Source organism: Novosphingobium sp. HR1a, assembly GCF_015594425.1.
Classification (GTDB): Bacteria; Pseudomonadota; Alphaproteobacteria; order Sphingomonadales; family Sphingomonadaceae; genus Novosphingobium; species Novosphingobium resinovorum_A.
The window spans coordinates 65031-75699 of the sequence record NZ_JABXWS010000113.1 but is presented as its reverse complement, the minus strand read 5'-3'; the positions used below and the strand labels follow the sequence as shown (position 1 = coordinate 75699).

6 protein-coding genes are annotated in these 10669 nt (G+C 64.6%); 4 read left to right on the top strand and 2 right to left on the bottom strand.

Annotated features, from left to right (window positions below; translation table 11 throughout):
- Positions 1–201, top strand: a 201-nt coding sequence (locus HWN72_RS29935; protein WP_375154552.1) for an integrase core domain-containing protein, incomplete at its 5' end; no start/stop codon positions are given.
- 542 nt (positions 202–743) lie between these two features.
- Complete coding sequence (locus HWN72_RS29930) at positions 744–3896, top strand: glycosyl hydrolase (protein WP_211152215.1); 3153 nt, start codon at positions 744–746, stop codon at positions 3894–3896.
- A 14-nt stretch (positions 3897–3910) separates the two neighbouring features.
- Here HWN72_RS29930 and HWN72_RS29925 read toward each other — a convergent pair whose 3' ends face one another.
- Positions 3911–6076: a cytochrome P450 gene (locus HWN72_RS29925; RefSeq protein WP_211152214.1), complete on the bottom strand. Its 2166-nt coding sequence runs from the start codon at positions 6074–6076 to the stop codon at positions 3911–3913.
- A 177-nt stretch (positions 6077–6253) separates the two neighbouring features.
- Positions 6254–6922, bottom strand: coding sequence for a TetR/AcrR family transcriptional regulator (locus tag HWN72_RS29920; RefSeq protein WP_248006469.1), 669 nt, complete (start codon positions 6920–6922; stop codon positions 6254–6256).
- 128 nt (positions 6923–7050) lie between these two features.
- Here HWN72_RS29920 and HWN72_RS29915 point away from each other — a divergent pair, with 128 nt between their 5' ends.
- On the top strand, positions 7051–8151 hold the full coding sequence (locus tag HWN72_RS29915; protein WP_211152213.1) for an LLM class flavin-dependent oxidoreductase: 1101 nt from the start codon (positions 7051–7053) through the stop codon (positions 8149–8151).
- A 158-nt stretch (positions 8152–8309) separates the two neighbouring features.
- Positions 8310–10658: a glycoside hydrolase family 3 protein gene (locus HWN72_RS29910; RefSeq protein ID WP_248006468.1), complete on the top strand. Its 2349-nt coding sequence runs from the start codon at positions 8310–8312 to the stop codon at positions 10656–10658.
- Positions 10659–10669: the final 11 nt, after the last annotated feature.

Genomic DNA, 10669 nt, shown 5'->3' with positions numbered 1-10669 from the left:
TACGAATGCGTCTACCTCCATGCCTTCGAGACCGGTTCGGAGCTGAAGGCTGGTCTTGCTCGATGGATTACCTATTACAACACCCAGCGTCCGCACTCGAGCCTTGCCGGCAGAACGCCGGCCGAGGCCTATCGACGGAACGGGCAATCAGATCATGGGGGGCATGCCCCCCATGATCTGATGATCAAGCAGGCGGCATGAACGACAACCGGGTTTAGCTTAACTCAGCCGCCAAACTGTCCAAGAAGGCGGAACCACCTCAAGCTTCCTCATTTTGGATGCCTTGGACTGGCCGATTGCGGACTGGCCGCTCGCGGTATTTGGAACCATGAAGTTGACACTGTTTCGAGGCGTCCTAATCGCGTGCAGCTTATCTCAAAGCTTTCGACTTTGGCTGATGGGGTCTGGATCGCATCAAGAAAAACGAATTTCTCCGCGCTCTGTTGAAACAGATACTAGCGATGGGGCTGGACCGACAGCAACCCTGGATCGTCGCCGACGAAACATATTAACAAACAAATGTCGAATAGGAATTTTAGTTTCCTCTTGACCTCGCGTCACTGTTGCGATTTCCCAGTGGACGGGAAACGACCTGAGGTGCAGAGATGGTAAGAACGCGACGGTCATCGTTTTTGGCTATTACACTGGTCTTGTGCCTCGGTGCCTGTGGTACGGTCCCCCGTGGCCAGCCCGGTTCTGCATATTCTGCAAAAGCGGAAGCAGGCCTCTATGCAGGCTTCCTCATGCCACCGACAACGGCCCGGCCGTGGGTCTGGTGGCACTGGATGAACGGCAATGTCGATGCGGCGCAGGCCGAAGCCGATATCGACTGGATGGCACAAACGGGCATTGGCGGCGTCTTCCAGTTCGAGGGCGGTCTGGGCGCGCCCAAGCAAGTCGATGTACTGCAGCCTTTCATGGCACCCGGATGGAAGGATGTGCTGAAGCGCAGCCTGGTCCGCGCCCATGGCCGGGACATGCAGTTCGGCATCGCCACGTCCCCGGGCTGGAGCGCAACGGGCGGGCCCTGGGTACGGCCTGCTGATGCGATGAAAAAGCTGGTGTGGAGCGAGGCCGAAGTACGGCACGGGCAGACGATCCGCCTGCCCATGCCGCCCGACGTTTCCGGTCCCTTCCAGGATGTTGCCAGTGGCGAGACGGACGGCGCCGAGCGGTTCTATGCCGATGTGGCGGTCGTCGCTTACCCCTCGGTTGAAAGCCCTCGAATTCCGGTCATGGTTTCAGGCGTCGGCAAGGACAGTGCCGCGCTGCTGCGCGATGGGCGGTACGCGGATGGCGCGCAACTTGTTGGCAATGCGAAGGGCATCGCGCATCTGACCTATGACTTGGGCGCGCCGCAAGTCGTGCGAGCGATGCGGCTCGGACTTCCGGCACCCCATGGCTTTGGAACTCCGCAGCCGGCCACCGCCAGACTAGAGGCCAGCGACGACGCGATCGAGTGGCGCTTGGTCGCATCCCTGCCAGCATCGAGCGCCCCTGTGCGAACCGCGAGTTTTCCAGCCCGGCGTGCGCGCTATTTTCGGGTTACGCTGGCGCCCGATCCCGCTCCCGGGTTCACCGATCGGCTGACTTATGCCCCCGGGGCTCAACGCATACCATTTCCCAAGCCAGATGGCCGCTACACCGTCACCGAATTCAGCCTCTGGGCCAATCCTCTGATCAGTGCAGCCGAGGAGAAAGCAGGCTTTGCCGCCGCGCCGGACTACACCGCGTTGGATAATCCTAGCGATGGCGTCGGCATCGATCCTGCCAGCGTGATCGACCTGACGAAGCGAATGAAGCCCGATGGCACGCTCGATTGGCAGCCGGGGGATAGCCGCAACTGGACGGTCCTGCGTTTCGGCATGGCGCTGACGGGCCACCACAATGGCCCTGCGCCGAAGGAGGCGACCGGCCTCGAGGTCGACAAGCTCTCGGCCCCGCGGGTCGAGGCCTATCTGCGACACTATCTGGAGCTTTACGACGAAGCGCTGGACGGCGCGGGTAAGATCAATGCGCTGCTGAGCGACAGCATAGAGGCTGGTGCCCAGAACTGGACCGACGATCTGCCGCAGCAATTCGCTACCCGTCAGGGCTACGATCTCACCCACTGGCTGCCGGCTTTGGCGGGGCGCGTCGTTGGCGATGCGCGGCGGTCGGACGCTTTCCTTTCGGATTTCCGCATGACGATCGCCGATCTGATTACGCAGGCCCACTATGGCACGATCGCGCGGATCGCGCGCGAAAAGGGTATGACCTACACCGCCGAAGCGCTGGAAGATCATCGCCCGCAATTGGGTGACGATCTGGCGATCCGGGCGCAGGCGGATATTCCGGCCGGCGCGATGTGGTGGTTCAAGGGCGGCGAACCGCCCAAGCCGACCTATGAAGCCGACGTGAAGGGCGCCGCTTCGGTGGCGCATGTGCTGGGCCGCCCGGTCACGGCGGTAGAGGCGCTGACGACTTTCGGCCAGCCCTGGGCCCTGTCGCCTGCCGATATGCGCGCGGCTGCGGACCGGGCGCTGGTGCTGGGCGGCAACCGGCTGATGCTGCACAGTTCCGTGCATCAGGCTGCCGGGGCACAGGCATTCCCGGGCCTCACTCTGATCCCGATGCTGGGCCACAATTTCAACCGCAACGAGGCCTGGGCTTCCATGGCGCAGAGCTGGACCGGCTATCTCGCGCGGACGCAGTATCTTTTGCAGCGGGGGCGCGCAGAGACCCCGATCGCGCTTTTCATTGGCGAGGAGGCGCCGGTAACCGGTCTTTACGGCGAAGGTATGCCTTCGGTCCCGGCCGGGTTCGACTATGATTTCGTGGACCGATCGCTGCTCGATGCACTGACCGTTGCGGACGGGCGGCTGCAGAACCGCTCCGGCAATGCCTACGCGCTGCTCTATCTGGGCGGCAGCAGCACGCGGATGAGCTTGGCGATGCTGGAAAAGCTCGCCGTGCTTGCAGAACAGGGTGTGACCATTGCCGGCCGACGCCCGGAGCGTTCCGCGCGCCTTGCCGACGATCCGGGGGCCTTTGCCCGGCGGGTTGGGCAAATCTGGTCGCGGCCCAACGTGATTGCGGCGGATAGCCTGGATGATGCGGTGCGGCAGGCCGGGCTGAAGCCGCAGTGGACCCTGGACGGAGAGGGCGCCGCCGATGTCGCGGTCCAGCACCGGATCACGCCAGAGGGTGAGGTCTATTTCCTCGTCAATCGGGCGGCGCGCAGCTTCGATGGCCGCATGGAGGTCCGGGCCGCCGGGCAGGCACAGTGGTGGGATGCCGTATCCGGCGACCGCGCGATTGCGGAGCGATCATCCGCGCAGGGCGAGGGGGCGTTGGCCGTCCATCTTGGCGCCAATGAAAGCCGCTTTCTGGTGGTTGCGGACAAGGCCGAGCCCGTGCCGCGTTATGGAGCCGCGCAAACCGTGGCGCGGGCCGATAGCCACTGGTCCGTCCTGCTCGAAAGCCGCGGCTTGCCGGACCGCGAACTGACGCTCGACAAGCTGGAGTTCCTGAACACTTTGGCCGGTGCGAAGGACTTTGCCGGGACCGCCCATTATGTCGGCAGTCTCACCGCCCCCGCAAGCGACGCATCGTGTCGTAAGCCGCGCTACTGGCTCACCCTGGGCGACGTGGCGGAGGTGGCGACGGTGCGGATCGGCGGGCAGTCGGTCGGCACGGTCTGGGCGAAGCCGGGCCGGGTCGAGGTGACCCAGGCGCTTCAGACCGGCCGCAACCACCTTGAGGTCGACGTCGCGACGACCTGGGTGAACCGGCTTGTCGCCGCCGGTCGCGAGGCGCCGGATACGCCCGCCGGGCAATACTACGCCGGGGATACGCCGACGCGGCCCACCGGTCTTGCCGGGCAGGTGACGCTTGAGCGCCGCTGCCCGGCCTGACTTTCAGCAGCGCGTCAGAGCCGCAGGACGAGACGGTCGCCCGCGCACCGTGATACGCATACCATCATGGTGTCGCTGGCGGCCCGCTCCTCGCGCGTGAGCACGGAATCGCGGTGCAGGATCTCGCCCTCGACCACGCCGACCTCGCACGATCCGCATGTCCCCTCCTGACAGGTGGACAGCACCCGCACCCCGGACTGGGTCAGTGCGGCCAGCACGGACTGGTCCGCTGACACCGCGATCGTCTGTCCGGTGGACTGGAGGACGACCTCGAAAGGCCGGTCGTTGGAGGTATCGACCTCCAGCGGGGAGAACCTTTCCAGATAGACCGGCAGCCGGTTCGCATCGCACAGCCCTTCGACCGCGTGCATCAGCCGTTCGGGGCCGCAGCAGTAGACGCTGGCCGGCCCGATGCTGGCCAGCAGGCCTTGGAGATCGAAGCGGCCGTGGGTATCGGCAGGCCAGAAGGTGACCCTGTCGGCGCCCAGCGCCTGCAGGCGATCCTTGTAGGCCATGGTCTCGCGCGAGCGGCCGAGGTAGACGAGCTGCCAGTCGGCGCCGGCTGCGGCAAGGTCCTCGGCCATCGTGACGAGGGGCGTGATGCCGATGCCGCCGGCAATGAGCAGGACGCGCCCTTCGGCGTTCCTCAGCGCGAAGTGATTGCGCGGCGGATGGAGGCGCACCCGGTCGCCAACCCTGAGCGTATCGTGGATGTAGACCGAACCGCCACGGCCTTCCCCATCACGGGCGACCGCCACGACCCATTCCGCGCCGCTGCGCGCCACGCCGCAAAGCGAATACTGGCGGATCACCCCGTTGGGCAGTTCGATCTCGGCATGGGCGCCGGCGGTCCATACCGGTAGTTCGCCCCCGGCAACGCCGATCCGTATCTCCACGACGCCCTGCGCCGCCGGTTCCAGCGCCAGCACGCTGGCGTTTATCCAGCCATCGTCGGCTGCCACCTGGGCGGGGGCGGCATGGGTGCCGCGCTTGGCGCGATGGCTGTCGAGCACGTCCCAGGCGAACGGCGTATCGACGAGCGCGCGCACTTCGCGCACCGGGAAATAGGACCGTTCGCCGTAAGGGATAGCCAAACGCAGGCCGGGCAGCCTCTCGGCGATCACGCGCATTTCCACCTTGAGCAGCAGCCGCGCGAGCGGCGCGCCAAGGCAGGCGTGGATGCCCTGACCGAAGGCAATATGCTGCGTCTGCGAGAGGCGCTTTACATCGAAGCTGTCACCGTCGCTGAAATGGGCGGCGTCGCGATTGCCGGAGCCATAGGCGAGGAACACTTCGTCACCGGGGGCGAGGTCTTTGCCGCCCAGCGTCGCCGGCCGGGTGACGACGCGCGGCATGCCGGTGATCGGGCCTTCGAACCGGAACGCCTCTTCCAGAGCCCGCACGCGATTGTCGTCGCTCTGCTGCGCCCATTCGTACATGCCCGGACGCGCCAGCATGTGTGCGAGGGCCATGACGATCAGGTTCGCGGACGTCTCGTGCCCGGCCAGCATCAGGCCGGGGAACAGCGAGAGCATTTCGAAATCGGTCATCACCGCTTCGCCGGAATCGCGCATGTTCCAGACGTGGCTGATGAGGTCGTCCCGGCGATCGTCGCGCCGCGCCTCGATCACGCTCTCGATATAAGCGTGGTAGTCGATCAGCGGCTGCATCCGCTCGGGAGAAGGCGAGCTGAAGAACAGCAGAGCCTCGTGATATTCCTCGGAGCGATCGACCTCGAGGCCAACGATATGGCTGATGACCTTGAGCGGCAGCGGCGAGGAAAAGCGCGTACGGAAATCGATCTGCCCTTCCTCGTAAAATGTGTCGACCAGAGCATGGGCCTGCGCCTCGATCCACGATTCGTAGCGGGCAATCCGGCGCGGCATGAAGAACGTGTTCACAGCGGCGCGCAGGCGGTCATGGGTCGGGTTGTCGTGCCCGATCAGGGTGCCGCGATCCGGAACCTTGCCGGCAAAGGCAGCCTGCACCGGCGGCGGTGCGGTGGGAACCACCGGCTGCGAGGAGAACGTCGCGGGATCGTGCAGGGCAGTTGTGATCTCGTCATAGCGCGAGACGACCCAGCGCTGCATCTGCTCGCTCCAGAACAACCCGGGCTGCTGGCGCAGGTCGGCGAAGTCCTCCCACGCCTTTGCGGAATCGCTGAAAGGGCAACCATTCATCGCACATCTCTCCATCGAACAGGGCGTTTCGCAATTTCGATTCTGGAAATTGGAATTACCCGTCGTGTTCTAGTGCGATGTTTCTTCAGTTCCAGACTTGAAGTTTTTCCGGGTTTGTGGACCGCAGCCCCGGATTTTCGCCAGAGCGGACCCCATCTGCGCGACTTTTGCGTACCGTCATCCGGATGCAGATGACCGGCCCGAAGCCCGCAGGAACGCGGCACACATGATCGCCAGATCTTCCTTCAGCTCCTCCCAATTGCCTTCGTTGGCGGCTTCCGGTGAGGAACCCAGGCCCAAGTAGCGGGCAAGGGTGCAGTAGATCATCTTGAAAGCGTTCTCTGCCAGGCGCGTGTGGTCTTCCCGTCCAAACTCGTCGGAAAACTGCAGCATCTGCCGGCGCACTTCGGCGCTCAGTTTCTCGGCAAAATTGCGGCCGGTGGACGAGATCGCGCTGTCGGTCGCGGCGCGGAACATGATCGGGCGCAGCACCGGAGAATAGGCCTTGAGCAATTCGGCATAAGCCTCGACGAACTGCGAGGCATATTCGTCCAGCGTATGTGCGCCGGCCTTCACCGATTGCAGCATGGCGTCCTGATCGTACTCGATGCGCGCCAGCACCCGGGCGTGGACGGCGCGAATAAGATCGTCCTTGCTGTCGAAACGCAGGTAGATCGAGCCGATCGAGACCTTCCCGGCCTTGCTGACTTCGGTGAGCGTGAAATCCTCGTTCCCGCGCTTGACCATCAGCTTTTCCGCCGCCGCCAGCATCCTTTCGTAAGAGGCTTTGCTGCGGCCCTGCTGGGGCTCTCTGCTGGCCTCGTTCGGGACGAAAATAGAATCCAACTTCGTTTTCTTGGTTGACACGGCGGCCATATCGATCCTATCGGAAAAAGAACATCAATTCTAGTTACTGTTCCATTCTGAACGGTTGTCGTCAGGTTGTAAATAACAGCCACGCCAGGAGAGGTTCTATGCGGTTTTCGGTGTTTCTGAATGCGCGTTCGATGGGGCCGCAGGACGATCGGCAGCTGATGAAGGATCTGGAAGCGCACGCCATTCGGGCCGCCGGCAGCGGGTTCGAGGGCGTCTTCCTACCCGATCATCATTTCAACGGCTACATGCCGGTCGCCAGCGACAGCTTCATGTTTGCGTCTTATCTTGCAGCCAAGCTGCCGGACATGCACTTCGGTTTCTCCGTCGTCTCGGTGCCGCTGCACCATCCGGTCCGCTTCGCCGAGCGCATCAATATTCTCGATCAGCTGACGGACGGGAAGCTACTGGTCGGCGTCGGTTCGGGCACCACGCCCGAGGAGATGATCGGCTTTGCGGTGGACTACCGCGATGCCGGCTCCATTTCGGAGAAAAACCTGGCGATCGCCGAGCAGCTCTGGGCCAAGGGCATGGACGATCCGGCGGTGGAGATCGCCAACGGTCCCTACAACGGCCGCGTCCTGCAGCGCATCACTCCGGCGCCTTACACGCCCGGCCACGCGCGCCTGATGCCGGTGGCCATGAAGGAAGCCAGTTCGCGCCGCGCCGCCGAAAACGGCTGGCCCGCCTTCATTCCGGCCTTCACCCCGCCCAAGATCGGCGGCACCGAGCCCTTCATCCACGTCAAGAAGTGGTTCGACATCTACAAGGGCTTCCTGCTCGAAGCCGGGCACAGCGAAGAGGTCGTCGCGTCAGCGCTGGGCTGGACCACGCACACCTATCAGGTCGTTCACGTCGCCGAGACCGATGAGCAGGCGCGCGAGGAACTCGAAGTGATCCTGCGCAGCTATCAGGAGGCGGTAGAACGCGAAGCCGAGTTCAATGCCCGCGCCGAAAGCAACGATGCCAACAAGAAGACCGATCGCACGCCGAACGCGCTGACCGACGACTGGATCGGCACGTGGTGTCTCTATGGTTCGCCGGAAACCGTGATTGAGCATCTCAAGCCCTATCAGGAGCTGGGGATCGGAAATATCCTGTGCGGCACGACAACGGGCCCGCTCACCGAAGAGCGTCTTCGTCTGGGCAACCAGACTGTCGATCTGCTGGGCAAGAAGGTCATGCCTGCCTTCCGGGGCTGACCTTCAGGCGACTACGGATACCGTGAGGGCGGCCCGCCAGAGGTCGCCCCGCAAATGGGGAAAGCGAAAGTGGCAGGCAGCAGGATTGCAGCAGCGTGCGGTATGCGCCGCGGGCGTTCTTCGAACCGGATGAATCCGGGCGCAGGAGCGCACCGCCGATGATCGAGCAGCTTTCGCCCGAGCAGCGGCTCGCCATGACGTCCGGCGCGGCGATGTGGTCCACTGTCGGCTACCCCGATCTCGGTATCCCTTCGCTTTCCATGGGCGATGGCCCGATGGGCATCGCCAGCGGCCGCGTGGATGAGCGGGACGTGGCCCTGCTGACTCCCTGTGCCACCGCGCTGGGGGCCAGTTGGGACGTCGATCTTTGTGCCCGTGTGGGCGCTCTGGTGGGCGGCGAAGCGGTGCGCTGCGGTATCGACATGGTGCTAGCGCCCAACGTCAATCTAGCGCGCAGTCCGCTTTCCGGGCGGGCCTTCGAATACTTTTCGGAAGACCCGCTGCTGGCGGGCGTCCTCGGCGCTGCTTGGGCCGGGGGGCTGCAGTCCACCGGCACCGCTGCCGTTGCCAAGCACATCGTCTGCAATGACAGCGAGACGGACCGCGATTCGATGAACGCGGTGGTCGATGAACGCACGCTGCGCGAAGTCTATCTGCTGCCCTTCGAACTGTGCGCGCAGGCGGGCGTAGGCGGTATGCTGGCGGCCTACAACAAGCTGAACGGCGACTGGTGTTCGGAGCAGCACCACGTCCTCACCCGCATCGTCAAGCAGGAGTGGGGCTTCGACGGGATCGTCATGAGCGACTGGTTCGGCACGCATTCGGCGGCCGGCTCGCTCAATGGCGGCCTCGACCTAGAAATGCCCGGCCCTGCACGGTTCATGGGCGCGAAGGCAGCCGATGTGGTCGCGCAGGGGCTGGTGGAGCCCGCGCGCGTGGACGACGCGGCCCGTAGGCTGGCCCATGCCGCGCAGCGGTTTGCGGGCGGCAAGACGCGGCCGATCGTCGATGCGGATGCCAAAGACCTGCTGGTCGAGGCGGCGGCGGCGGGGTTCGTCCTTCTGAAGAACGAAGGCGGCCTGTTGCCTCTGCAATCGGACGCGCTCAGGACTCTGGCGGTGATCGGGCCCAATGCAACGGCGCCGTGCTATCAGGGCGGTACGTTCGCCAAGATCGCTGTGGCGCCGGATGCGCTGCGTCCGCTGGAGGCGATCGAGACGCAATTCGGGACTTCGCTGGCTATCGAATATGAGGCCGGGGTCGATCCGCAGCCCCGCTTGCCGACGATGCCCGTGCGCCCCGCGCGCGATCTGGGTGACGGCTGCGTCACTGGCATGACCATTGACTATTTCAATGGGCAGGCCGAGCTTCACGCCAGCGAGACGCGTGACACCAATTCGCTGGTATGGTTTTCGGGCGTGCACGACGATGTGGTGACGCTCAGTGCCCCCGGCCGTATCCTCGCCCGCGGGGTGTTCGAGGCGCAGGACGATGGCGAGCATGCCTTCTATCTCGGCGCCACCGGCCCAGTCCGCCTGCGAGTGGATGGCCGCGAGATCATCGTCAGCGACAGGGCGGTGGCGCCTTCGGACGTGATGGGCACTCTCAAGGGCGGCGATGCGCAGAGTGCGGTCTTGACATTGCGCGCTGGTCAAAGGGCGGACGTGGAGGTGGAATTTCTTTTCGCCCCCGCGCGCGTACACGGGCTGTGGTATGGCATTCGCCGCCCCGATACGCCCGAGGCCATGCTGGCGCGTGCAGTCGCCCTGGCCGAACGCGCGGATGCGGTGGTTCTGGTCGTCGGCGAAACGTCGGACGCCAGCGTCGAGAGCAAGGATCGCGCGGACACGCGACTGCCCGAGGCACAAGTCGCGCTGATCGAAGCGGTGACCGCAGTGAACTCGCGTACGGTCGTGGTGGCGAACGTGGGCCATGCCTTCGACAGCTCATGGGACGACAGGGCAGCGGCGCTCGTGGTGACGTGGTATCCCGGCGAAGGCTTTGGCGAAGCGCTGGCACAGGTCCTGGCCGGCGAGCGCGAGCCCGGCGGACGCATGCCGGTGTCGATCGCGCACAACGAAGCGGACTACCCGGCCTTCTCACTTCAGCCTGAGGCTAATGGTGACCTGGTCTACACCGAGGGAACCCGCATCGGATATCGCGGCATCGCCGCGCCGCGCCATGCTTTCGGCGCAGGACTGGGCTATGCCGACATCGTGATCGTTTCGGCCACGCTGGCTGGGAAAGGCGACGCCAAGCAGGTGGACGTGGTGGTAGAAAACCGCTCGGCCCGCGCGGGCTGCGACGTCGTGCAGGTCTATCGCCGACAGCCGGAACTGGCGCTGGCGGGCTTTGCGAAAGTCTCCCTCGCGCCCGGTGAGCGCCGCACCGTTACGGTCGCGATCCCGGCCCGCCGCCTGCAGATTTGGCAGGATGGCTGGGTGGACATCGCCGAGCCGGATCTTTTTGTCGGCCGCAATGCCGGCGACGTAGCGATATCGTTGTGAAGGACAGGGTC